The following is a 24,592-nucleotide window of genomic DNA, read 5'->3' as shown; positions in this document are numbered from 1 at the left end:
GAGATAGGGGTTTACCCTAGGTATTTCAATAACCCGCCAAGGTCATCCTGGGAAAAAAGCGCCGCTGGCCGTCAGCACCTGCCGCGCGGCGCTGAGCGACTGGCGTGCCGCTTTCGCATCCGCCGCCACGCGCAGCAGGCCGCCTAGTTGCGACGGGTCGCGCGCCAGCTCGCGCAGGACAGGGAGCACTGCGGTCGTGCCGTCGTCGCGCAAGCCTGCCATTGCCGCCTTCGGCAAGCTGCGCCAGGCCGGATCGACAATCGCGCGGCACACGGCAAACGGCACGCCATGCGCGGCTGCCGCTGCCGCTGCCAGATGCGACTCCATGTCGACGGCGAGCGCCCCGCACGCGCCGAACAGCGCCGCCTTATCCGCCGCGCCGGTAAGCGGCGCGGCAACGGCTGCCTCCACGCCGCGCCGGGTTTTCGCGGCGAGCGGCGAGGCCATCAACGCGTCGGCCATGCGTGCGCTCCAGGCGGGATCGGTCGCGACGCGCCCGAACGGGCCGTCGATCGCTTGCGCAATCACCAGGGTGCCCGGCTCGAGATCGGGCGCAAGACCGCCCGCCGTGCCGAAGCTGACGATGCCGGCCGCACCGCCCTTGAGCGCCGCGGCGAGCGCGCTCTGCAGCAGATCCGCGCGCGCGGCGTAGACAGCGCGCACGCCATCCCGGCCTTTGCCCGCGGCAATGCCCGCCTCGAAGGCCATGCCCGTTACTGCGATCACGGGCAAGGCACGCGCCTTGACACCAGCCACCGCGCTCACAGACCGACCGTGACGCGCGTCACGCCCGCGCGCTTGAGGTTGCGGTAGCGCGCGAGCGCCCACAGCGGGAAGAACTTGCGATAGCCGTGGTAGCGCAGATAGAACACGCGCGGAAAGCCCGTGGCCGTGAAGCGCGTTTCGTCCCAGAGGCCGTGGACCTGCTGCGTATTCTGCAGATAGTCGATACCGCGCGCGACCGCCGGATGATCGACTGCACCCGCGGCCATCAGGCCGAGCAGCGCCCACGCCGTTTGCGAAGCCGTACTCGTGGCGCGCTCGTAGCCGCGGTATTCGAGCTTGTAGCTCGTGCCGTCTTCGCCCCAGCCGCCATCGTCGTTCTGGATCTGCACGAGCCACTGCACCGCGCGCTTCATGCGCGGGTCGTCGTGCGCGAGGCCGGCCGCGTTGAGCGCACACAGCGCCGTCCACGTGCCGTAGACGTAGTTCATGCCCCAGCGACCGTACCAACTGCCGTCGGACTCCTGCTCTTCGAGCAGGTAGTTGTACGCGCGGCGCGCGTGCTCGCTCGCCGCCGGCAGTTCGCCGAGCTGCGCGAGCATCGAGAGGCAGCGGCCCGAGACGTCGGCGGTCGGCGGATCAAGCAATGCGCCGTGGTCCGAGAACGGGATGTTGTTCAGGTAGTACTGCGTGTTTTCCGGCTCGAACGCGCCCCAGCCGCCGTTGCTGCTCTGCATGCCGACCACCCATTCGCGCGCGCGGGCGATGGGGGCGTCATAGGCCTTCGTGTTGTCGAGCTTGTCCACGCGATCCATGGCGGCCACGACCACGGCCGTGTCGTCGACGTCGGGGTAGTGCGGGTTGGCATACTGGAACGCCCAGCCGCCCGGACGCACCGCCTCACGGCGCGAGATCCAGTCGCCGCGCACGTCGAGGATCTGCAGCGGGCGCAGCCATTCGAGGCCGCGGCGCGCGGCTTCCTCGGCGCGCGCCTCGCCAGTCTCCAGCAACGCGTGCGCCGCGAGCGACGTGTCCCACACCGGCGAAAGGCAGGGCTGGACGTACGCTTCCTCGGTGTGAACCGTCACCAGCTTTTCGAGCGACTGGCGCGCGATGGCGCGATGCGGATGATCGGCGGGATAGCCCAGCACGTCGTACATCATCACGGCGTTGGCCATGGCCGGGAAGATCGCGCCCAGACCGTCCTCGCCGTTCAGCCGCTCGTCCACGAACGCCACCGCGGCGTCGATCGCGCGTTGGCGCAGGTAATTCGGAAAGAGCGGATCGGTCACGCGCAGCACGCCGTCCACGGCGCGGAAGAAGCCGAACCAGCCCTTGCTCTGATGCGGGGAGCGGGCGTTCAGGCCTACGCTCACCGGCGCGCCGCGGAACAACTCGTCGATGCGCACGCCGCGCGGGTTGCGCGCGACCGGGCGCTTCGCGCCCAGCACGAGCAGCGGCACGATCACCGTGCGCGCCCAGTACGACACCTTCGAAAGATGGAACGGGAACCACTGCGGCAGCAACGTGATCTCGACGGGCATCATCGGGACTGCGTACCATGTCACCACGCCAAAGAGCGCGAGCAGGATGCGCGTGAACACGTTGACCTGCTCCGCGCCGCCTGCCGCGAGAATCGCCTCGCGTGCACGCACCATGTGCTCGGCGTCTTCCGCGTCGCCGATCATCTTGAGTGCGAAGTAAGCCTTCACGCTCGCGCTCACGTCCATGGCGCCGTCGGTGAAGAGCGGCCAGCCGCCTTCCGGCAACTGGATGCGGCGCAGGTAGCGCGCGATCTTCTGTTCGAGCTCGAGGTTCGCTTCTTCGCCGAGGTAATGCACGAGCAGCACATATTCGGCCGGAATCGTGGCGTCCGCTTCGAGTTCGTAGACCCAATGGCCATCGGCACGCTGGTCGGCGAGGATCGCGTCGGTCGCGCGCGCGACGGCGGCGTCGAGCGATGCGAGCGGGACCAGCGGTGCGGCGACCGGAGCGGCCGTCTCACCGGCAAACGTGGGAGCGGGCGTCGCCACGGCCGGCGCGTAGGCAACGTCAGCGCCCGTGAGGGGGCTGGCGAGGTCTTCGGTCGGCATGGCTTGGGATAAATCGTTCATCTACGTTCCAAATTTTCGGTCAGGAGCAGTTCGGCGGCCTTGCGGCCCGAGCGGATCGCTCCTTCGATCGTCGCGGGCAGACCGGTAGCCGTCCAGTCGCCTGCAAGCATCAGATTGTTCCAGCGCGTGCGCGTCGCGGGGCGGCGCCACTCTTCGTCGGGCACCGCGGCGAAAGTCGCGCGCGCATCGGCGCACACGCGCCAGGCGGGCAGCGGCTCGAGCGGCAGCGAAGCCGCCTCGGCCACGTCGGCCCACACGCGGCGCGCGATGACCTCGGGATCGAGGTCGAGCACGCCGTGCGCGTCGTGGATCGTCGCCGAGAGCCGCCCTTCGGCCGTGCACAGCCAGTGGGCCGTGCCGTTGACGAGCGCCATCGGCGTGACGAGGCCCGGCGGCGCCGGCACGGCGTAGTGCACCGTGACGATCGCATTGTGGCGCTGCGGCGCCTGCAGCGCCGGCACGAGCGCGGCGGCGGCCGCGCCGGGCACGGCCAGCACCACGGCTTCGTCGTGAGCGAGCGTTATACGCCCGTCTGGAAAATCGAGTGCGGTGACACGGCCCGCCGCGTCGTCGTACACGATCTCCCTGAGCGGCGAATCAAGGCGAATCGCCGCGCCACCGTGCTGAAGCATGCGCAAGGCCGGATCGACGAACGCGCTGGAAAGTCCACCGCGCGCCGCCAGCGGCCGGAACGACTCGCCGCCCGCTGCGAGCGACTCGCGCAGCATGGCGCCCGCCAGTTCCGCGCTGCCCACGCGCGGCTCGACATTGAGCGCCGTGAGAAAAAACGGGTGCAGCAGCCGGTCCCACAGCACACCTTCGCAGCGCATGGTCTGCGCCATCGTGCGGCCTGGCTTGGCGAACAGGAGCGGCAGCAGCCCCAGATAGTCCGCGGCGCGCGTACCCGGCACGCGCGAGCGCGCGTCGCCAATCCAGAACGGCATGCGCGAGCGCGAGAAGCGCACCGTCCACCGCGAGCGCGCCGCGATATCCATGAACGCGAAGCCGGGCTCGGTGGGGCCGGAAAGCGCGTCGCCGGCGCCGATCGTGCGCACGTATTCGAGTGTGCGCGCATGACCCGCCAGCACCAGATGATTGCCCGTGTCGAGCGTCGCCGAAAGCGTGCGGTCGTAGTACGAGCGGCAGCGTCCACCTGCCTGGCCGGCGGCCTCGTAGAGCGCCACCTGCACGCCGCGCCGCTGAAGCCGCACGGCCGTCGCGAGGCCCGCAAGCCCAGCGCCGATGACGTGGACTAGCCGCGGCATCAGAACAGCGCGTAACGCGCCACGATCCACATCAGCCGTGCGCGCGGCTTGCTGACTTTCGTGCGCGGCAGGTCGAAGCCGCGCTCCACGGTGCGCTCGAGCAGCACGCGGTAGACGCCCGACATGATGCGCGGCGCTTTCACCTGCGCACGGGGCGCGGCGTCCATGATCGCGTCGGCTTGCACGAAGTGCGCGCGGGCGCGTTGCACGAGCGTCTCGCACACGCGCGGCAGCGACGGGTCGGCGGCAATCGTGTGCGGATTGCCCGCCGCAATGCCTTCGCGCGCGAGCAGCTCGCGCGGCAGGTAGCAGCGGTTGATGTCCGCGTCTTCGTCGATGTCGCGCAGGATGTTGGTGAGCTGCAGCGCGCGCCCCAGATGGTGCGACAGCAAGCGGCCCGGCTCCTCCTGCATCCCGAAAATTCTCACCGACAGGCGGCCCGCGGCGCTCGCCACGCGGTCGCAGTACAGGTCGAGCGTGTCCTCGTCGGGCGCGCAGATGTCCTCGGCGGCGTCCATGGCCATGCCGTCGATCATCGCGTGGAAGTCTTCGCGCTGAAGCCCGAACGTATGGATGTGACGCGTGAGCGCCGCGAGCGAGGCGCGCGGCGTGCCGGCATAGCACGCATCGATGTCGGCGCGCCATTGATCGAGCCCCGCCGCACGCTCGGCGCGCGGCAGGTCGCTGTCCGCGATGTCGTCGACAGCGCGGCAAAAGGCGTAGACCTGATACATGGCGTCGCGCTGCGCAGGAGGCAGGATCCGCATCGCCAGATAAAACGAGCTGCCCGACGAAGCGGCGGCGGCGTCGGTTTGTTGTGTATCGTCCACGACGAGATTGGAAACAGCCAAGACGATCTCCGCTGGGGGCGCCCTCAACGGGCGTTCGACTCTATTCGGGCCCGCATTGCCGCGGGTCGCCCGCGCGCGCGGACACGCGCGAGGCACCCGACCCTAAAATTGCCCGCCAGGGGCGCGCAAGGCCGGAAACGGGCAAAAGTATATCAACCTTTGAGGGGCGCCGCAGTTGAGTCGGGGCGCATAGCGTGGGGGTGCGTGCCCCAAAGCGCGGAGCGACGAGACGGATCGAGGCCGCAGCCGCCTGCGGCCCGGGCAAGTCTCAGGCAAGCGCGACCGAGCGGTTGCGCCCCTGGCGTTTCGCGGTGTAGAGGGCGGCGTCCGCCTCGTTGATCATGCCCTCGTAGTCGGGCGCCCCCGTGCGCGCGGTGGCGGCGCCCACGCTGGCCGTCACGGGCACGATCACGCCTTGCACCTCGATGGGCTCGTCGCCGATCGTGCGGCGGATCTTCTCCGCCACGTAGAGCGCGTCGTCCAGCGGCGTGCACGGCAACAGCAGCGCGAATTCCTCGCCGCCGAAGCGCCCGAACACATCCTGCTTGCGCACGACGCCCGACACGCGCTGCGCCATCGAGCGCAGCACCGTGTCACCGGCCACGTGGCCGAATTCGTCGTTGATGCGCTTGAAGTGGTCGAGGTCGAACAGCAGCATCGAAAGCTCGCCGCCATAGCGCTGCCAGCGCAGGAATTCGTCGGCGAGGCGTGTTTCGAAATAGCGGCGGTTCGCAATGCCGGTCAGGCCGTCGCGATCGGCGTATTCGCGCAGCTTGGCCACGGCCTCCTCGCGCTCGCGCTGCATGACGCTCACGTGCGTGACATCCGAGAGGGTCACGCACACGGCGATCACGTCACGCCCGCGCATGAGCGGCATGAAGGTGCAGTCCTGCTGCATGTAGTCCACACCGCCCGTGATCGGCCGGTCGTGGTCGAACTGGAACAGATACGGGCGCTGCTCCCACGAGCTGAACGCGAAGCTGCCCAGCTGGAACACGCTCTCGACCTTGCGCGTGAGCCACGCGCGCGGCAGATCGGGGAAGCGTTCGAAGATGGAGCGGCCGATCACGTCCTCGGCCGTCACACCGCTGTGGTCCTGCATGAAGCGGTTCCAGCTCAGCACGTTCATGTCGCGATCGACCACGAAAATGCCGAAACCCACCCGTTCGACAACGAGGTCCGATAGCGATGGCAATCCGGATGGCTCGTTCATAGGCTATGCAACAACGCGTCGATGGCCCGGCTCACGACATGGATCGACTCCTCGGCCATCAGCATGACGAGGTGGGCGCGAAAGCGCTGGTCTTCCAGCGCGAAATTGACTTCGACGAGCAGCGCGACGTCCCAGGCGAGCAGGCCCGGCTGGAACACTTCGTCAAGCATGATCGCCTCGCCGAGGAGGCCCGGCTGCGAAAACACCGGCATGCGCCCGAGCTGGTCGAGCATCGACGAGACACACGCGCCCGTAAGCGCGTTGGCGACGTCGAACATCAGCTCTTCTTCGGTGAGCGCGTCGTCGCCGATCGTGGCGTAGGGGCCGCCGACAAGGCTCCCCAGCTCGGCGATCTCGCCGCTGCGGCAGATCACCAGCGCCTCGCCCTTGATCTCCGAGCGAAAGCCCTGGCGCACAGCCGCGACCGGACCGTCGATGCCGGTCATCTCGCGCAGCGCCGCCGCGGCCTCGGATACAGCGACCACGCGCACGCGCGGCACCGAAAGTTCGATGAAGGCGTTGAGCAGCCCCGACAGTCGCGTCGCTGCCTGCCCCATGCCGAGATTGGCGATCTCCTGGAGCGCGTCGCGCTGGAGTTCCGTGAACACTCGATCAGGCATACAACCCGTACTCCTTCAGGATGGGCAGCAGCGCCTCCTGGGTTACCGGCTTTGCGACGAACGCCGCCGCGCCGAGCGCCTGCACGCGCTCACGGGCACGAGGCTGGACGTCCGCTGAAACGACGATCACGAACGTGTTGAGGTCTTCGTGCTGCAACGCTTCGAGGACCTGGAAGCCCGTCATGTCGGGCATCGTGAGGTCGAGGAACATGACAGCCGCACGGCCGGCGCGGTAATGCGCAAGCGCTTCGTGTCCGTTCGCCGCGTACGAAATCGAAACGTCCCAGTCCTCGGGCAGCGCCTTCGTGAGCACCTTGCGGGCTAACAGCGAGTCATCGGCGATCACGATGGGCAAGGACATGGATATGCTGAATGAGTGTGCGTTGGACGGAGTGCGTTTCGACGGATTAACGGCGGCACGGGCAATTACTTTAGGGAAAACTTCAAAGAATTTTGCGAACCGGCCGAATAATGCATAACGCATGAACGGATCCGCGCGCTGGCATGTCGGCACAAGGCGCATGGCCGCGCCTTCGTCCCGCCGTCGCCCAATGGATACCGGCAACCCGTGCGCCGGTCATGAAGGCCCTCGTCTGCATGCCTGCAGCCACCCCGTAGCATGGCCATGCGCCTGGTCGGCTGGCATGGCTCACATGCGAATGCGTTATTTATCTCGTGTCCGCGATTCTCGAATCAAATTGAATCAAATGCAACTCGCCGTTAATCAATCAACGAACAAAATCGACTCATTTCGACTAATTTATGGAAATAAATGATCCATCCCTTAAATGAAGGACGTCGATTATCCCTTTGTGGTACGTTTGCGCTTCGCCGATTTTCGCGAATTCGGCATGAAGCGAGAGGAAACCCCCTGGACAGCGCGCTTGCCAGCCGATTTTTGCAGCACGCCGGGGATCTGCCGGCCGTCGGGGCGTCATCGCGGTCGTTTATCATGTCGCATGCCCAGCCGTCTTTTCCCTGTTTTTCCGTACGATGATTGCTGACCGGCCCGAGCGGCCAGACGAACGCCCCTCCCTGCCGCCCCCCGCCGACGACACGCCGTTTCCGGCCGCGCCGGGTCACGACTTCACGGTGCGCCGGCGCACGCTGCTCGCGCTGCTCGTCGCGGCGATCGTGCTGCCGTGCCTCTACGTGGCCGCCATGGCGTACAACGACCTGCGCACGCGCGAAGCCGACGCCACCGACACCACGCTGCGCACCGTGCGCGTGGCCGAAGAGCATGCGCTCAAGGTGTTCGACATGAACGAGGCGCTCGACGCGCGCGTGGTCGACCTTGTGCGCGGCCTGAACGACGACGGCATCCGCGCCAGCGAGGCGCAGATCCACGAAAAACTCGACGCGATCGGCGGCGGATATCCGCAGGTGGCCGCCGTGTCGATTTTCGGGGGCGACGGCGATCTGCTCGCGAGCAGCCGCTACTCGCCGCCACCGCCGGTGTCGATTGCCGCGCGCGAAGACTTCACCGGCATCCGCGACGGCCGCGTGATCGACCACGTCTCGCGCGTGATGCAGGGCCAGGTGAGCGGCGAGACCGTGTTCAACATGGGCGTGGCGCGCCTGAACGACGCCGGCGAGTTCGCGGGTCTCGTCTCGGTCGCCTTGCGCCCCGGCTATTTCAGCTCGTTCTACCGCGACCTGCTCGGCCCCGATTCGCCGATGTCGCTCGGCCTCGTGCGCAGCGACGGCACGATCCTCGCCTTCGATCCGCCGCCGCGCGCCGACGCGTCGGTCATCACGCCGCGCTCGCCGCTCGGCGCCGCGCTCATGCGTGGCACGGAGTCCGGCGTCGTGCGCATGCATTCCACGCTGCTCGACAGCAACGTGATCCTCGCGTTCCGGCGCGTGGGCGCGTACCCGGTCTACGTGACCTGCGCGTATCGCACGCCGGCGATCTGGGCGGCCTGGTACCGGCACCTGAGCGTGCTGATCATCTCGATGTTTACGCCGTCGATCGCGCTGTGGTGCGTGATCTGGCTTTCGCTGCGCCGACTCGCCGCCGAAGAGGAGGCGTGGGAGCGCTGGCAGGCCGAAGCCTCAATGCGCCGCTCGATCGAGTCCGCCTACCGGCAATCGCGCAAGATGGAAGCGCTCGGCAACCTCGTGGGCAGCGTCGCGCACGATTTCAACAACCTGCTGATGATCGTGTCGGCCAACGTGCAGATCGCGCGGCGGCGCGGCGCGGCGGGCTTCGAGCGCGAACTCTCCGCAGTCGAACGCGCGCTCAAGAGCGGCCAGTCGCTCACGCGCCAGCTGCTCGGCGTGGCGCGCAAGCAGCCGCTGCGCAACGAGACGATCCATGTGGGGCGCTGGCTGCCGGCGGCCCGCGAGTTGTTGCGCGCGTCGCTGGGCGCGAAGGTGTCGCTCGTCGTCGAAGTCGATGACGATGTGTGGCCCGTGCTCGTCGATGTGGCCGAATTCGAGCTTGCACTGATCAATCTGGCCGTGAATGCGCGCGACGCGATGCCCAACGGCGGCCGCTTCACCGTACGTGCGCGCAACATCAGCTTCCGGCCCGACGAAGGTTTCCCGCTCGACGGCGACTTCGTGCACATTGCGCTCGAAGACACGGGCACAGGCATGCCGCCGGACGTGCTCGCGCGCGCGTTCGAACCGCTCTACACGACCAAATCGAAGGGCACGGGCACCGGCCTCGGACTCCCGCAAGTGTTTGCGTTCTGCGAGCGCACCGGCGGCCTCGCCGCGATCGACAGCGCAATCGGCGCGGGCACGACAGTGCATCTGTATCTGCCGCGCTCGCTCGCCGAGCCGCCCGCGCAGCGTCCGGGCGAGCCGCGCGAGGAGAGCGCCCAGGTCCAGCATGGGCTGAACGTGCTGCTCGTGGAGGACAACGATGAAGTCGCGGCCGGCACCGAGGCGCTCCTGCAGATGATGGGCCACCGCGTGACCTGCGCAAGCGACGCCGCGAGCGCGCTGCAGCGCGTCGAAGCGCCGCTTGCCGAGGGTGAGCACGCGCCGCGCTTCGACCTCGTGCTTTCCGACATCCACATGCCGGGGACGATGAACGGCATCGATCTGGCCGAGGCGCTGCAGGGGCTCGAGCCGGAGCTACCCGTGATCCTCGTGACGGGTTACGCGGAGGAGCTGGAGCGCACGCGCAATGCCGATGTGCGTGTACTGTCGAAGCCGTTCGACATCGCGTTGCTGGAGAAAATGCTCGAGGCGATTCGCGAGGACCGCCAGGCGCGTGCGAAGCGCGAGCACGACACGACGCTCCAGAGCCCGCGGGCATGACCGGACACGCGTGACCCGCCTCGCGGCACGAGGCTTGCGGCAGGCAGCGCGACCCGCAGAATCAGGCGGTTAGACGTCACGCCCAGCATGCGCCGACCGATGCACCATCCCTGCACAATCGGCGCATGATGTGAGCGGGCGTCGCCATCTGGCGAAGGAGGCTGCCATGAAACAAACCGTGACCGGCGTTTTCCCAACCTACGACGAAGCACGTCACGCGCAGGACGCGCTGCTGCAACGCGGCTTCGCGGCGGGCGACATCGACCTGCCGGCGCGCACTGAGGGCGTGCTGGCTGGCATCGAGCGGCTCGTGGGAGGTTTTTTCTCGACGACGGGCGACGTGCGCCGAACCACCGAGGCCCAGACCGGCATGACGCCGCCGCCGGGCGAGCCGGTGCGCATCGGCGTGCATGTGAGCGACGAGGCGCACGCCAATCTCGCCTACGAAACGCTGCGCGAGGAGCACGCGACGGACGTTGCGCTACGCGGCTCACCGTGGGCGTGGCCGGCGACGGACAGTCCCGTCGCGCGCGAACACTCGGCGCTCGATGAACTGGGGCTCTCCGAGTTCGCCGACGCCCTGCGCCGCCGTGCGGCGCAAACGGAAGCAGCGCGCAAACAAACCGCTGAGGAACCTACGTTCGCCCCCACCGCCGAACCGATGCGGCCGACGAGCGAGGCCGAGGCGACCGTGCTCACTTCTGCGAGTGCGCCCGGCGCCGGAGCGGTGATGGGCGCGCATCATGTGGATGTTCCAGCCGCGCCCGAAGCGACGCGACCCGCCGCTGGCGCCGCGCCGCAGATTCCGGACGAATTCCTCGAGTACGAGGAAGACACGCCCGAGCACGACAAGGACATGCCGGGGCAGCGTCGCACGTTACATTGAGGCCGCCCGCGCAATACGGCGTGTGAGGTACGTTTGGTGTGATCAGGCGTCAGCGGCCAAGCTGGCGCTTGACCCAGGCCACGTACGTGTCGACGAAGCCCTGCAGGAACTTGCGCGTGTCCTCGCTGACGATCTCGCCTTTCTCGTTGATGCGGCTCGCGTCGTGCTTGATGAACATCTCGGGCTGACCGAGCACGGCGACGTCGAGATAGGCGAGGACATTGCGCAGATGTTGTTGCGCGAGCGCCGTGCCGGTCGCTCCCAGCGACGTGCCGAGCACCGCGCCCGGCTTGCCGCGCCACGAATTCGTGCCCCACGGCCGCGAACCCCAGTCAAGCGCGTTTTTCAGCCCGCCCGGAATCGAGCGGTTGTATTCGGGCGTGACGAAGAGCAGCCCGTCGGCGGCTTCGATCTGCTGCTTGAAACGGCGCGCCACCTCGGGATAGTCTGCGTCGTATTCCTGGCTGTAGAGCGGCAGCACGCCGATGTCGAGATACTCGAAAGTGAAATCCGCAGGAGCCAGCGACGTCACCGCGTGTGCGAGTTGCCGGTTGAATGATTCCTTGCGCAGACTGCCGACCACAACTGCGATCTTGTAGGCCATTTCGGTTTCCTCGAAGGTGCGCGAAGCGCAGTGAAAGGAAACATCATCATAGACGCGCGCGAGTTCTCGCGATGCGCGCGCGCCTGGCCAGGCACCATGCACCGCTGTGGATAACCAGGGGTGGCGCGAATTTATCCACAGTTTTTGTCGATAAGCTTGTGGACAACTTGCGCGGAGAGCCGGTGGATACGGGCCTCGCGTGGGATTCGTCTGCAGGTTAGCAAATGTGCAATTCCGGCGCGTGCATGGCGTTGATTGCATCTCGTCCTTGCACGCTGGCTCTTGCGCTCGCTTTGACGTTCGCTTGTCGTGCGTGAGCGACCCGGCGATTTCAACCGAGCAGCGCCGCGACGTTTTCGGTTGGGCGGCCGATCACGGCGCGTCCGTCGCGTACGACGATGGGCCGTTGAAGCAGAATTGGATGCCGTGCAATTGCTTCGTATAACTGATCAACTGTCACACCAGATGCATCTAGACCAAGCTCTGAGTACTCGGTTTCACCGGTGCGGATCATGTCGCGCAGCGATCCGCCCAGCATCGCGTGCAGCGCCTTCAGTTGTTCAACGGTGAGCGGCTGCTTCAGGTATTCAATCACCTCGACAGGCTCATTCGCCTTCGAGGTGGACACCAGTTCGCAAGCCGCGCGGGATTTGGAGCAGCGGGGGTTATGGTAGATCGTGATCATGGCGTCTGATGGACGAGAGGGGAGTGGTGGGTGAGCCTCGGTGAGGCCGTGGAATCGCTGTGATTTTACCGAGGGTGGGCGGGTAGACGTATGGAGTCTCGGTCGACGAAGGACTGACGCCTTTAACACGCGTTGCAGCCATGTGGCTGCGCTTGGGATTTGTGGTGAGGTCTTCCGGTCGTGCGCTTGTGGGGGGCGAGCTGTGGTAGGGGATAGGGACTGACTTTATGCGCATAAAGAGCAGTGGCGTGCGTGCGGTCGTCTTTCAGTGCACGAGCTATTCCACCCATGTCCGCCATACATCAATCACGTGATCGATGAGGCTTCATAACCCAGACGATCGTTATGGGGCAGCCACAGACCTTCGCACGAGCTTTATGCGCATAAACCTTGTCCGAATGGCTAATTCAGTTGCGAATTACACCAAAAATCATTGAACTGAAAAACATTCCAGGTAAAATCCCATGCTAATAGCAAAAAGGAGAATACCAATTGGCAGCAGAGATAATCGCAGTCACGCAACAAAAGGGCGGGGTCGGTAAGAGCACGATCGCGATGCATCTCGGCGCGGCCTTCCACGAGAAGGGGAAGCGGGTGCTGGTTGTGGATGCCGATGGTCAAAACACGTTGGTCCATTGGGCCAGTGCGTCAGCCGATGGCGACACGGGTATCCCGTTCCCGGTCGTCAATCTCTCCGAAGCCGGTGGCCAGATTCACCGGGAGATCAAGAAGTTCATCAACGACTACGACGTGATCGTGGTGGACTGCCCGCCGTCGATCACTGAGAAGGTCTCCGGCGTGGTGCTGCTGGCCGCTACTGTTGCCGTCATTCCGACTTCGTCCTCTCCGGCCGATTATTGGTCGAGCGTTGGCCTCGTGAAGCTCATCCAGCAGGCCCAGGTCATGAACGAAGATCTGCGCGCCGTATTCCTGCTGAACAAGACCGAAGAAAAGCGCATGCTGACTCGCGAGTTGAAGCGCGCCCTTGAAGAGCTCGGTTTCCCACTGCTCAGAACGCAGATTCCCACACGTGAGGCGTACAAGCAGGCAATGGCACTCGGCCAGACAGTTCTACAAATGAACGACCGCGGCGCTCGCCTCGCTGCAGTGGAAGTGCGCGCATGCGCCGACGAGATTGCGGCCATGCTCCCCTGACTTTATGCGCATAAAGGACCCTGAATGAAACCCTCCCAATTCGCCAAAGGCTTTCAGGCTCGGCCTGATACGACGAGCAGCGAAAAGCGCACGGCACTCGACCGCCTCAACGCCATCGACGGACTCGTCCAGGACAAGCCAAAGACGCGAGAGGTGGCTGGGCGCTCGAGTCAGCCTGCCCTTGTGACTGGCCTTGAATCTGCGGTCGAGCCCGTTCTCGACGAAGCACCGGGCCTCGAAAACGAGTCGGCCGAGTACCACGCCTGGCGTATCGCACACGGCTACCGTCCCGGGCAGATCATCGAGTTGCCGCTCAAGGACATCAAGCCGAGCCCCTTCAATCCGCGTCACTTCTATTTGAAGGCTTCGATCGCAGAACTGGCCGTCAATCTCGCGAAGCAAGGGCAGCAGCAGGCAATCCATGTGATTCCTGACTACGCAGCGCCGGGCAGCTACTACGTGAGCGATGGCGGCCGTCGCGTGCGTGCGCTGAAAGAAGCAAACAAGGAAGTCGTCAAGGCAATCGTCATCGATCTGCCGATCGGCATTCAGAGCTACAAGCTCGGTTACGACCTGAACGTTCAGCGCGATTCGCAAACCGTGTTCGATAACGCGGTGGTGTGGAAGCGATTCATCGATGAAAAGCACTTTCAGAGTCAGCGCGAGCTTGCCGATCACCTCGGCCTCGATGAATCGACGGTTGCGGTTGCGCTGTCGATCGGCAAGTTGCCGGAGCTGGTCATGCAGGAAATGGTGGCGCGCCCGGACCGGTTTGGCTCGAACATGGCCTATCAGGTTGGCCGTTATCACGGCGCGCGCGGCACGGACGCCACGCTGCGTCTCATCAACCGCATCGTTGCCGACGACCTCAGCACGCGCCAGGTGGCGGATATCGTAAAAGGCCGGGCGAGCGCGCAGGAAAGCCCGAAGCCGGCTGGACGGCAACGCTACGCGCAACGGCTGGAGATCAAACTGGACGGTGTGGCTGTCGGTGACCTGAAGTCATACGGGGACGACCGCCTCGAGTTGCGCCTGAAGGGACTCGCAAAAGATCGACGCGACGCGATTCTTCAGCAGATCGAGCAGATCCTGAAGACGAAATAAGTTTGGAAAATTTGTCGACGACTGCCACGCATCGGGCAGACCGTCGACAATCAGACGGGGCGTTCCACGTCGCTCGAATCGGCCAAATCTGGCCCCACCGCCCCGCCTTGCGCGGGCCGGCCTTGCATGACGGTCAGGCCGCGCGCGTCTGGCTCAGCGTGAACGCGAGCAGGTCGCCGTCGGTCGGTTCGCCCCAGGTCTTGCGCGCGAGCCAGTCGAAAAACGCCGTATCGGCCAGTTTCGATTCCAGTCCGCGACGACGCCAGTCATCGCGCAAATGCGAACCCAGCCCCGGCAGTTCATCCGTCTCGAACGACTGACGCGCAAGCTCGCGCTCCATGTCGCCCTGCTCCTCGTAGAGCGAGCGGGCTTCCTTGCGCCGATAGGCGGCATATTCATCGAGCAGTCGCGCCTTCGGATCATCGGCGGCAACAGCTGCCGACGCGCCGCGGCCAACGGCCGGTGTGGCGCCTGCCGCAGTCTCGACCGGCGGCGCATAGCCCTTCTTCAGCGCGTCCTTGAACAGCGCCGCAGCGCTGCGCACCGGCGGCAGGCTCGTGCTGCGCATACGCTGTTCGGTCAATTGCAACGCGGCGCGAATGCGGTTTTCCTCGCTGTCGGCGTAAAGCGACTGCGCTTCCTTGAGCGGAATCCCTATCTTCACCATGCGATCGACAAGCGTGCTGTCGAACACATTCGGATGCTCGTCGAGCGCGAGCATCGGCTGCTTGCGCTCGGTTACGCGAAACTGGATTTCGGCAACACGGCGCCCTTCGCGATGCTCGATCAACTCGACGAAGATGTTCGTCACCGCGTTGACTTCGGCGATGGCAGGCCGCAGATAATCGCGCTTGAAGTATTTGTACTCGCGTTTCGCTTCGTCGCCCGCTTCGGTATCCGGGGTACCGGAAAGGATCGGGCGCCACCACTCCCAGGTCTCGCGCATCGTCAGATGGCTGGGGTTGGTCAAATAGCGCACGCAGATCTCATAGAGCGCAAGCCCCGCGCTGCTGCGCAACTGGCTCTGGAACTGCAGGCTAAGGCGGGCGTACTGGACCGGATCCAGCAGCTTCTTCTTGATCTTCGGCGCGAACGAAAACTCCACCCAGACACGGCGGGTTTGCGGGTCCTCGAGAATTTCCGCATCCGCAATCAGCGTGGAAATCCCCCACTTGCGACCGGGCTTCTGGCTCGACGTGCCCTGGCTCCATTCGACCTGCACCGACACCATACGGCGCAGGTGCTCCTTCACGAGCGCTGTGTCGTTCGAATCGAACGCCGAATTGGCGACGATGTCGGAAAGCAGCGCACGGTAGGTATCGCCGGACTCGTCGGCCTGCTGGGCGACGGCCAGCAGGACGTTGAACAGCTTGCGAGTCAGCAGGGTGATCTTGCCACTCTTCGGCTGGATCGCGATCGCCTCGACGGCCTTGCGCAATTCCGCCGAGCTGGGGCTTACCACATCGGTCTTTTTCACGCGCTTCGTGGCCATGCGTCGGGTCGAGGAGAGAATTTCGCGAAAGGATACCGTCTGTGGTGATAGGCGTCTATAGGGCCTCTCTCACCATTGCCGGTGATGCGCATATCGCGCGCGCCGCTCACCGCGACGCCTTCCCGTATTGCCTCACCTTTGGCCAGACGCCCATCCAGCGGGGCGCTTTGCGTCATGCGTGGTCCGGCCCGATCCTGTATTTGCGATGGCCTCCCAAGGGTCGCCATCTGTTCCCGTATTCGCTCACCTTAAATATTTTCGTGCAGCCAGTGATAAAAGTGCGTCGCAGGCAGCGAAATCCGGGCTTCGGAGCGGTAGCTGGCCAAAAAATCCGCTGCAAAGCGATCGCACCGCAGCAAAACACGCGCGTCGCACGTGCAAGGCCGGCAGAAAGCCCAGATTGCGAAGCCAAAAACTACGCGCCACAGCAATCGAAGGTCAAAATTGTCGAGGTTCGCCGTCGCGTGCTCCGATGTCTCCCGGAAACACTCACCTTTTGCCGTGCTGACTGAACACATCGACCCGCTCCCGAAGGCCGTCGTTGCTGCAGTCAGCCCGCAACAGCCCCCGAAAGTCCTCACCTTTCGCATCCCGGCACGGTTGCGCTGCACCGTCACGGCGCCTCCCGGAAACACTCACCTCATAGGGCATCAGAAAAAAAAATCAATGAATTCCGTGACTTATCCACATGTGTGGCGGACCCGGGAAGGCGATATCAACTCCCGTATCACCTCACCTCAGGCGAACACAGTACATTTGGACAGATGCGCGCTTGCCGAAAGTGCGCTCCTGAATAATCTCACCCAAGCAGGATTCCAGTGGAGAGAAGCACCACCCGCACCCGCGTATTTTCGGCGTCTGCAACGCAGTGAACACCAACTTCCTCCCGAATATGCTCACCTTGGCCGTGAAATCCGCAAAAAAAGGCTCCCGAAAAGCCTCACCTTATCGATCTTGACCGGACGGCCGCCGCTGGTTTCGCGGCACTGCGGAAATCCCCCGAAAATCCTCACCTTTCGACGTGAAAAATCCCCGGCAACGCGTGACAGGCTGCCGGGAAATCCGCCCGGTTCGCGTACACGCCCCCGTAAAGGCTCACCTTTGGACCCTCGAAGCGCCCATTTCGCCCGATTTCGGGCTCCGGCTCCCGAAAAACTTCACCTTCGATCCGCATTTTTTCCCGATACTTCTCACCCTAAGCATTGCAGCCCCTCGATTTAGCCGAAAAATGGCGCAAATCTGTGCTCCCGAACCCGCTCACCGTTGCATTTCCCGTAACATCGCAGTCGAGCCCAGCTACGCGCGACCTGTCCGCCCATGGCCTCCCGCATTGCCTCACCCTTGCCGGGAAATCAAGAATCCGCCCGCTCCTGAACCCACTCACGTCCTTTCCTGCAGTGGCTCACCGGTATTCCCGAAGCCCGTCACCGAACTTTCCCGCAGGCACTCACCCAGGGTCCCGTAAAGCTTCACCTGATCACCCGGAAAGCCCCGCCAGGTAAGGATTTGCCGTGGCGTTAACGTTTTTAACCGGTATCAAGGGTGTTTACTTTTATATCTCTCAAGCAAGAATCCCCCCGCGAGCGATTGGAGATATCCACATCCCAATCCCACCGCCTTGACGAAGTCCAGAAGTCCGCTCGCGTGAAACATCGGATAGCCGTAAAATAAGGCCAAAAAAACGCGCATTTACAAGGGCTTATGAAACAAACTTCGATTTGTTTCACGGAAAGACCCAGCCGATCTCGCCTTGCATCGTCAGAAAACGCCTGCGCAATGACCTTTGGCCACCTCCAGCAGTACCGACACTCAAAAACGTAGCAAATAGAACGTAATTTGTTATTATTCGTCCACTCCCCTGCCGAGAAGACGAATATGCGAGACCAGGACCGCCAGGCAATCCGCGAAGAAATCGAGAATTTGCGCCACAACGGCGCGCGCAGGCAGGAGCTTTCCTTACATGCCTGCAAACGCTTGTTCTTCGATTTCGAAATCAAGCCGTCGATGGCTGCCGTTCGGGAACTGACCCAGACAGGCAGTGCAAGCGACATCCCCAAGGACATCGATCTTTTCTGGCAGCGCATTCGCGCGACGTCAAAAGTGCGTGTGGGCGCCGGAGCAATTCCGCCCGCGCTCGAAGAACGTGCAGGCGAACTGCTTGGCGCGCTTTTCGAGGAAGCGTTGGCGCTCGCAGGCGATGCCCTGCAGGCAGAACGCACGCAATTCGAGGCCGGTCGCCTCGATGCCGAGCAGGCGACCCGGGAGGCCGAAGCCCGGCGCTCGGCCGCCGATGAAATGCTGCAACGCAGCGAAGCTCGCGTGGAAGCGGCCTATGAGCGGGTGCGTGAACTTGAAAGTCAGCTTGCCGCTGCATCCGCGCATGGCGCCGCGGCGCATGGCAACCGCGAAGTCGTGATACAGCGTCTGGAAACGGAAAACGACGCGCTGCGCAAGCGGGTCGAGGTGGAACAGACGACCAACGCGGGTTTGCGCGATCGCATTGACGGTTTGCACGAAGAGATGCGCAAGAGCACCGAGCACTACGCGCAGCAGATCAAGGATGCGCTTGCCGAGGCCGAACGGCGCGTCAAGCCCATGCTGGTCGAACTGGATTCGTTGCGCTCGATGTCGTCGACCTGGCAGGCGGCGCAGCGCGATGCCAGCAAGAAGGAATTCGATTTCATCCAGCAACTGGCGACGGCGAAGGCCCGCGCCGACCGGCTGGACGCCGTGCTGCGCGAACGGTCTGACGAAGTGGACGTGCTCACCCGGCAAGTCACGGCATTGCGCGGCCAGCAAGGACTCGACGCGTCGATCGCGACCGTGCTCTGTTCACTCGCCGCCGCGGGCCGGTTGGGCGAAACCGAACTGGCAAGCCTCGGCACCTCGGTCGATGGTCACGTTGCGTTGCCGGCGCGTTGCCCGAACTGTCACGAAGGAGAGCCGGAGTTGTCCGAAGTGGACGATGGTTTCGAATTCACTTGCCCCGAGTGCGAGCACACCTCGGGAACGGGGGCGTCGAAGCTTGCGGCGTACGCGCGCTTCATGGCCGGCAAGCATTCGCACGAACAGACTTCCTGAGCGCTGACTGGACGATGCGCCAAGCCAGCCCGGCCCGGAGACGTGAGCTTTTACGGGAGACGCGTACGCGTTCCGCAACTACAGAACCACGCGCCGACGCGACGTTTCACGTCTTATCGCTTTCTACCGAAGCGTGTTGCGCTGCCTCGCGTTCCGCCCACGTTTTCCATGCGCGATGCAACCGCCCCGCGGAGATCGGCTGCAGGAAACCGAGCCACTGCCCTACCTGATCCGTATCCACGCCGCGCTCGAACAGGTCCGCCGCGAACGTGTTGCGCAAGGTTTGGGGACTCGCGCGCTCGGCGCGCGTTTCGGCCACGCCGGCGGCTTCCATCAATGCGTCGATGGCGCGAAGCACAGTGGCCTTGTGCATGGGACGTCCGGACGGCGAGCCCGGAAACACCAGTTGTCCTGGCAGTCCGGCCAGTCTGCGTGCTTCGAGCCAGGCGCCGAGCACATCGACGGCAAATGGCGTCAGTCGCGTGACGCGCGTAAATGCCGGGTTGGCGGCTTCGATCGTGACCCATTCCGAGCCGATCGCCACGCAGTCGAGCGTGAGTGAAATGGCGTCACCCGTTTTCAATCCACCGCCCAGGAAGATGGCAACAAGCGCCCGGTCCCGGCGTTCGCGCCATCGTTTTGCCGCAGAAGGCTCGACGAGCGGCGAGAACAATTGGCCAATGATCGCGGCGCGCTCGACGACACCAAGAAAACCCGTCGGCTCGTTCTCGCGTGCGTTGCGCCACGCGGCTTCGCCGTCCTGGGCGATGAAGCGCGCCGGGTTCGTGGAGGCGAGTTCGATTTCGCGCACGTGATCGAGCACGCGCTCGATGAGCCGCAGGTAGCGAAGACGCTGCGGCTTTTTCACATCGAGGCTTGCAACGAATTCGGCGATCGTGCCGGTATCCACGGTCATGACCGTCTTGCGCTTGAGCGCGAGCCATTCCAGAAAGCGTCCCCACTGCACGCGATAAACCTCGGCGGAGGACCGGCGCAAGTCTTGCGAGGCGAGCCATGCGTCGAATGCGGCGACGGGGTCGCGCTGCCAGTCCTGGCGTTGCTGGTCGAAGAGGTCGCGTGAGGAAGTGGAGGACGCCATCTCTATCATTCCGTTAGTTGCGTTACGAGCCCATTATAGCGATCGAATGACCATCGCACTGAATTCGTTCCGCGCGATGCGTCCGCGGCCAGCGATCAACCACCCCAAGGCCTGGCACGCCGCCCAGCGTCGTTGTGCTTCGCGTGTCGGCGCGATTCTTCCGCGCGTTGCGCGGCGCGCTCATAGGCCGAGACGGCGAATGCGAATACCGCTGGCAGTGCGTTGGATTGCCCGAAGTCGACCGTTTCGTCGGTTTCCGGCCAGGCAAGGTCGCCGGGCCGTTGAAAGAGGCCGAGCATGAGGGCGTCGTGGCGGCTGGCGAAGCCGAGATCCGCAAGCGCTTCTGCCTCGATGGCATGCAGCAGCCGCCAGGTGAGCGGCACCTGCCGCGTGATATAGCGCTGCGAGATGTTGCGCACGATCAGTTCGAGGTCGCGCGCGGCGGCCTGAAAGCGCAAGGCCGCCAGATCGTGCTCGCGCGGCAGTTCGGTTGGGAGGGACATCGACGGCTCCGGTCGGGCTTTTACTGTATAAATATACAGTAGTCGAGCCGATCGCGCAGCCTCGTCCGTTCGGCCAAAGCTAGCGGTGAGGCGCTCGGTCAGCCGTGAATCACCACCAGCAGCGCGCGCGCTTCGCCCTTGCCCGCGTTGCGGATGGCGTGCGGCTGGTCGGCGATATAGCGCGCCGTGTCTGCGGCCTTCAGGCGCGCTTTGGTGCCAGCCGCTTCGACCTCGATGCTCCCCTGCAGCACCGTCAGATGTTCGCGCGTGCCCGGTTCGTGCGCGGCCGAAACCAGCGCTCCGCCTGGCTTGAGCGTCAGTTCATACCACTCGAAGTTGCCGGCCAGCTCGATCGGTCCCCATACACGCAACTGGTAACCGGCGTCGTGGCCGTGCAGCGTCGGGATGTCGTGCGGCCCGGCCACGGCGATCGCCTCGGGCGCCTTCGGGGCGGCGAACAGCGAATCGAGCTTGACGCCCAGCGCATTCGTGAGCCGCCAGGCCACCGCAATGGTCGGGTTCGCCTTGTCGCGCTCAATTTCCGATAGCATGGATTTTGAGACGCCCGCCGCGCGCGAGAGGTCGTCGAGTGTCATCTTGCGCTCGGAGCGCAGCCGCTGGATTTGCTCGCCCACGCGCGGCGGCGCGGCGGCGGATACGGCCGACGCAGGCAGGGTGCCAGTCGCAGCCGATGCGCTCGCGTCAGGAAGGGCGTTCGCCGGTGCGGCGCGCGATTTACGGGTGCTTGCCATTCACGGCCTCATCGATTAGAGTGCGTTCGACATATCGAAAATGAGTTCGAAATAACGGATTTTTTCGCTAACAACTGACGGCGACTATAGCAAACCGCAGGCAAAACCGCGGTAGTCCGCAGCTATGTGAGGAGCACGATTCATGCGTACCCCGTATCTCGACCACTTGCGCGCGACGCTCGACCAGATCCGCGCGGATGGCTTTTACAAGAACGAGCGCGTGATCGCCACGCCGCAGTCGGCCGACATCCGGCTCGCAGACGGTAGCGACGTGCTCAACTTCTGCGCAAACAACTACCTCGGCCTCGCCAACGATGCGCGCCTCATCGCCGCCGCCAAAGACGGCCTCGAGCGCGATGGTTTCGGCATGGCGTCGGTGCGTTTCATCTGCGGCACGCAAACCGTGCACAAGCAGCTCGAAAGCGCACTCGCGACATTCCTGAAAACCGAGGACTGCATTCTCTATTCCAGCTGTTTCGACGCGAACGGCGGCCTCTTCGAAACGCTGCTCGGCGAAGACGACGCCATCATCAGCGACGAACTCAATCACGCGAGCATCATCGACGGCGTGCGTCTTTCGAAAGCGCGCCGCTATCGCTACAAGAACAACGATCTTTCGGACCTCGAAGCAAAGCTGAAGGAAGCCGACGCAGCGGGCGCTCGCTACAAGCTCATCGCCACCGACGGCGTGTTCTCGATGGACGGCATCATTGCCGACCTCAAGGGCATTTGCGATCTCGCGGACCGCTACGACGCACTCGTGATGGTCGACGACTCGCACGCGGTGGGCTTCATCGGCGAGCATGGACGCGGCACGCCCGAACACTGCGGCGTCCTTGAGCGCGTGGACATCATCACCGGCACGCTGGGCAAAGCGCTGGGCGGCGCATCGGGCGGCTATATCGCGGCGAAGCAGGAAGTGATCGACCTGCTGCGCCAGCGCTCGCGTCCCTATCTTTTCTCGAACACGCTTACGCCGAGCATTGCGGCCGCTTCGCTTGCCGTGCTCGAGCTGATTGCGAGCGACGAAGGCGCGCAACTGCGCCGCCGCGTGCGCGAGAATGGCGCGCAGTTTCGCCGCGACATGAGCGCGCTCGGCTTCACGCTCGTGCCCGGCGAGCACCCGATCATTCCCGTAATGCTCGGCGACGCACAGGTCGCCACGAAAATGGCCGACGCGCTCCTGCACGAGGGCGTCTACGTCATCGGCTTTTCGTATCCCGTCGTGCCCAAGGGCCGCGCGCGCATTCGCACGCAAATGAGCGCGGCGCACACGCCCGAGCAGATCGGGCGCGCCGTCGAGGCATTTGCACGCGTCGGCAGGCAGCTCGGCGTGATTTAACAAGGATTGCGAATCAAATGAAAGCACTTGCCAAACTCGAACGCGCGCCCGGCCTCACGCTCACGCGCGTGAAGAAGCCCGAAGTCGGGCACAACGACGTGATGATCAAGATCCGCAAGACGGCGATTTGCGGCACGGACATCCACATCTGGAAATGGGACGACTGGGCGCAGAAAACCATTCCGGTGCCGATGCACGTGGGCCACGAGTACGTGGGAGAGATCGTCGAGATGGGCCAGGAGGTGCGCGGCTTCCAGATCGGCGACCGCGTGTCGGGCGAAGGGCACATCACCTGCGGCTTTTGCCGCAATTGCCGCGCGGGGCGGCGCCACCTGTGCCGCAACACCACGGGCGTGGGCGTGAACCGCGAAGGCGCGTTTGCCGAATACCTGGTGATTCCGGCCTTCAACGCGTTCAAGATTCCGCCCGAGATCTCCGACGAGCTCGCGGCGATCTTCGATCCGTTCGGCAATGCCACGCACACGGCGCTGTCGTTCAACCTCGTGGGCGAAGACGTGCTGATTACGGGCGCGGGGCCAATCGGCATCATGGCTGTGGCGATCGCGAAGCACGTGGGTGCGCGCAACGTCGTCATCACCGATGTCAACGACTACCGGCTCGAACTCGCGCGCAAGATGGGCGCGACGCGCGCCGTGAACGTTGCGCGCGAGTCGCTGCGCGATGTGATGAACGAACTGCACATGACCGAAGGCTTCGACGTGGGCCTCGAAATGTCGGGTGTGCCGAGCGCGTTCACGGCGCTGCTCGAGTCGATGAACCACGGCGGCAAGGTCGCGCTGCTCGGCATTCCGCCCGCGCAAACCGCCATCGACTGGAACCAGGTGATCTTCAAGGGGCTGGAAATCAAGGGCATTTACGGCCGCGAGATGTTCGAGACCTGGTACAAGATGGTCGCCATGCTGCAAAGCGGGCTCGATCTTTCGCCCATCATCACGCACCGCTTCAGCGTGGACGACTATGAGAAGGGTTTCGCGGCCATGCTCTCGGGCGAAAGCGGCAAGGTGATTCTCGACTGGACCGCGGCCTGAACGCGCGGCGGTTTCCTGAATACGCGGCGATTTTACTGCGGTTGTTCCGGCCCCGGCTGCGCGAATTCGGCCTCGATGCGCACGCCGATCTCGTCGCCCACGGCGGGATACCAGCTCGTCAACCCGAACGCCGAGCGGTTGAAATGACCTGTGGCGGCGAAGCCTAGCGTGGGCTGCTTGGTGAGCGGATTGGGCGCGTAGCCGTTCAAGGTGACGTCGAGCGTGACCGGCTGGGTCACGCCGCGTATCGTGAGATTGCCCGTGAGCGTGCCGCGCGCCTCGCCCGTGCGCGTGAAGTGCGTGCTCGTGAAACGAATCTCCGGATAGCGTTGCACGTCGAGCATCTGTGGGCCTTTCACCATGGCGTCGAGCGCGCTGACGTTGGTGTTCAGGCTCGTGGCGTCGATCACCGCTTCGAGCGTGGCTGTTTCGAGGCCGCCTGACGTCCAGTCGAGCGTTGCCTGTGCGCGGTCGAAGCGCATGACGAAGCGCGAGTAATGGAGGTGATCGACGTCGAATACGACGCTCCAGTGATGTGCGTCCATCGCGTAGCGCCCCGCCGGCACGTCGGCTTCCGTGCGGCTTACGCTGTGCGTGACCACGCGCAGCGGCGTGCACGCGGCGAGGCTCGCAGCACACAGTGCCATGCAGAAGGCACGGCGCGAGCCGCAAACGAGGCGCGCAAGCGACTCAGGCGTCCGGTCTTTCATCTCTGTTCCCTTTAACTCGTCGATACTCATCAGTACGTTTGACGGCGCGCGTTTCTTCCACGCGCCTCGCG

Annotated in this window: 22 protein-coding genes; 8 read left to right on the top strand and 14 right to left on the bottom strand. The window is 64.5% G+C overall.

The window, feature by feature from the left end; all coding sequences use genetic code 11:
• Positions 1-42: 42 nt before the first annotated feature.
• The 7 genes from U5A58_RS13380 to U5A58_RS13350 form a co-directional block, all read right to left on the bottom strand.
• A complete protein-coding gene (locus U5A58_RS13380) occupies positions 43-708 on the bottom strand; it encodes a phosphorylase (RefSeq protein ID WP_321961937.1) in 666 nt (221 codons plus the stop codon).
• 53 nt (positions 709-761) lie between these two features.
• On the bottom strand, positions 762-2,837 hold the full coding sequence (gene shc, locus U5A58_RS13375) for a squalene--hopene cyclase (RefSeq protein ID WP_321961772.1): 2,076 nt from the start codon (positions 2,835-2,837) through the stop codon (positions 762-764).
• Positions 2,834-4,102: a hydroxysqualene dehydroxylase HpnE gene (hpnE, locus tag U5A58_RS13370; RefSeq protein WP_321961771.1), complete on the bottom strand. Its 1,269-nt coding sequence runs from the start codon at positions 4,100-4,102 to the stop codon at positions 2,834-2,836. Before hpnE ends, shc begins: the two co-directional genes overlap by 4 nt.
• The gene (gene hpnD, locus U5A58_RS13365; RefSeq protein WP_321961770.1) at positions 4,102-4,953 is read right to left on the bottom strand and encodes a presqualene diphosphate synthase HpnD; all 852 of its coding nucleotides are present in this window, start codon (positions 4,951-4,953) and stop codon (positions 4,102-4,104) included. The genes hpnE and hpnD overlap by 1 nt, the downstream gene beginning before the upstream one ends.
• Before the next feature lie 268 nt (positions 4,954-5,221).
• Entirely contained in the window at positions 5,222-6,166 is a 945-nt protein-coding gene (locus U5A58_RS13360) for a diguanylate cyclase (protein WP_321911713.1), read from the bottom strand.
• On the bottom strand, positions 6,163-6,786 hold the full coding sequence (locus U5A58_RS13355) for a chemotaxis protein CheC (protein WP_110383369.1): 624 nt from the start codon (positions 6,784-6,786) through the stop codon (positions 6,163-6,165). Before U5A58_RS13355 ends, U5A58_RS13360 begins: the two co-directional genes overlap by 4 nt.
• Positions 6,779-7,147, bottom strand: a complete 369-nt coding sequence (locus U5A58_RS13350) for a response regulator (RefSeq protein WP_321911715.1) — start codon at positions 7,145-7,147, stop codon at positions 6,779-6,781. The genes U5A58_RS13355 and U5A58_RS13350 overlap by 8 nt, the downstream gene beginning before the upstream one ends.
• A 632-nt stretch (positions 7,148-7,779) precedes the next feature.
• On the opposite strand from U5A58_RS13350, the gene U5A58_RS13345 reads away from it, so the two are divergent.
• The gene (locus tag U5A58_RS13345) at positions 7,780-10,059 is read left to right on the top strand and encodes a hybrid sensor histidine kinase/response regulator (RefSeq protein ID WP_321961769.1); all 2,280 of its coding nucleotides are present in this window, start codon (positions 7,780-7,782) and stop codon (positions 10,057-10,059) included.
• 166 nt (positions 10,060-10,225) lie between these two features.
• Complete coding sequence (locus U5A58_RS13340; protein WP_321961768.1) at positions 10,226-10,945, top strand: hypothetical protein; 720 nt, start codon at positions 10,226-10,228, stop codon at positions 10,943-10,945.
• A 49-nt stretch (positions 10,946-10,994) separates the two neighbouring features.
• On the opposite strand, the gene U5A58_RS13335 is transcribed toward U5A58_RS13340, so the two are convergent.
• Both U5A58_RS13335 and arsC read right to left on the bottom strand, forming a co-directional pair.
• Positions 10,995-11,549, bottom strand: a complete 555-nt coding sequence (locus U5A58_RS13335) for an NAD(P)H-dependent oxidoreductase (protein WP_321911721.1) — start codon at positions 11,547-11,549, stop codon at positions 10,995-10,997.
• Positions 11,550-11,880: 331 nt separating this feature from the next.
• Positions 11,881-12,234 (bottom strand): arsenate reductase (glutaredoxin), encoded by a 354-nt coding sequence (arsC, locus tag U5A58_RS13330; RefSeq protein WP_321961767.1) that lies wholly within the window; start codon positions 12,232-12,234, stop codon positions 11,881-11,883.
• A 492-nt stretch (positions 12,235-12,726) separates the two neighbouring features.
• Between arsC and parA the strand changes: the two genes are divergently transcribed.
• The gene (gene parA, locus U5A58_RS13325) at positions 12,727-13,389 is read left to right on the top strand and encodes a ParA family partition ATPase (RefSeq protein ID WP_233883963.1); all 663 of its coding nucleotides are present in this window, start codon (positions 12,727-12,729) and stop codon (positions 13,387-13,389) included.
• 24 nt (positions 13,390-13,413) lie between these two features.
• Entirely contained in the window at positions 13,414-14,493 is a 1,080-nt protein-coding gene (locus U5A58_RS13320; RefSeq protein WP_321961766.1) for a ParB/RepB/Spo0J family partition protein, read from the top strand.
• A gap of 133 nt (positions 14,494-14,626) precedes the next feature.
• On the opposite strand, the gene U5A58_RS13315 is transcribed toward U5A58_RS13320, so the two are convergent.
• Positions 14,627-15,985 (bottom strand): replication initiation protein, encoded by a 1,359-nt coding sequence (locus U5A58_RS13315; protein WP_158760779.1) that lies wholly within the window; start codon positions 15,983-15,985, stop codon positions 14,627-14,629.
• A gap of 41 nt (positions 15,986-16,026) precedes the next feature.
• Here U5A58_RS13315 and U5A58_RS13310 point away from each other — a divergent pair, with 41 nt between their 5' ends.
• Together U5A58_RS13310 and U5A58_RS13305 are read left to right on the top strand one after the other, a co-directional pair.
• Positions 16,027-16,497 (top strand): hypothetical protein, encoded by a 471-nt coding sequence (locus U5A58_RS13310; RefSeq protein ID WP_321961765.1) that lies wholly within the window; start codon positions 16,027-16,029, stop codon positions 16,495-16,497.
• A gap of 1,363 nt (positions 16,498-17,860) precedes the next feature.
• Positions 17,861-19,066, top strand: a complete 1,206-nt coding sequence (locus U5A58_RS13305) for a DNA-binding protein (RefSeq protein ID WP_321961764.1) — start codon at positions 17,861-17,863, stop codon at positions 19,064-19,066.
• A 106-nt stretch (positions 19,067-19,172) separates the two neighbouring features.
• On the opposite strand, the gene U5A58_RS13300 is transcribed toward U5A58_RS13305, so the two are convergent.
• The 3 genes from U5A58_RS13300 to U5A58_RS13290 all read right to left on the bottom strand — a co-directional run bounded on the left by U5A58_RS13300 (position 19,173) and on the right by U5A58_RS13290 (position 21,420).
• On the bottom strand, positions 19,173-20,165 hold the full coding sequence (locus U5A58_RS13300) for a tyrosine-type recombinase/integrase (protein ID WP_321961763.1): 993 nt from the start codon (positions 20,163-20,165) through the stop codon (positions 19,173-19,175).
• Between the two features lie 95 nt (positions 20,166-20,260).
• Positions 20,261-20,668 carry a DUF2471 family protein gene (locus U5A58_RS13295; RefSeq protein ID WP_321911736.1) on the bottom strand — a complete coding sequence of 136 codons (408 nt, stop codon included), beginning with the start codon at positions 20,666-20,668 and terminating at the stop codon, positions 20,261-20,263.
• A 98-nt stretch (positions 20,669-20,766) separates the two neighbouring features.
• On the bottom strand, positions 20,767-21,420 hold the full coding sequence (locus tag U5A58_RS13290) for an XRE family transcriptional regulator (RefSeq protein WP_321934015.1): 654 nt from the start codon (positions 21,418-21,420) through the stop codon (positions 20,767-20,769).
• A gap of 142 nt (positions 21,421-21,562) precedes the next feature.
• On the opposite strand from U5A58_RS13290, the gene U5A58_RS13285 reads away from it, so the two are divergent.
• Complete coding sequence (locus U5A58_RS13285) at positions 21,563-22,762, top strand: glycine C-acetyltransferase (RefSeq protein WP_321961762.1); 1,200 nt, start codon at positions 21,563-21,565, stop codon at positions 22,760-22,762.
• 17 nt (positions 22,763-22,779) lie between these two features.
• Positions 22,780-23,811: an L-threonine 3-dehydrogenase gene (tdh, locus tag U5A58_RS13280; protein WP_321911740.1), complete on the top strand. Its 1,032-nt coding sequence runs from the start codon at positions 22,780-22,782 to the stop codon at positions 23,809-23,811.
• A 32-nt stretch (positions 23,812-23,843) separates the two neighbouring features.
• Here tdh and U5A58_RS13275 read toward each other — a convergent pair whose 3' ends face one another.
• Complete coding sequence (locus tag U5A58_RS13275; RefSeq protein ID WP_321961936.1) at positions 23,844-24,458, bottom strand: YceI family protein; 615 nt, start codon at positions 24,456-24,458, stop codon at positions 23,844-23,846.
• Between the last annotated feature and the right edge of the window lie 134 nt (positions 24,459-24,592).

Source organism: Paraburkholderia sp. J7 (genome assembly GCF_905220155.1).
GTDB lineage: Bacteria > Pseudomonadota > Gammaproteobacteria > Burkholderiales > Burkholderiaceae > Paraburkholderia.
Note: the sequence above shows the minus strand (reverse complement) of the source record. Positions and strands in the feature narration are given on the sequence as shown.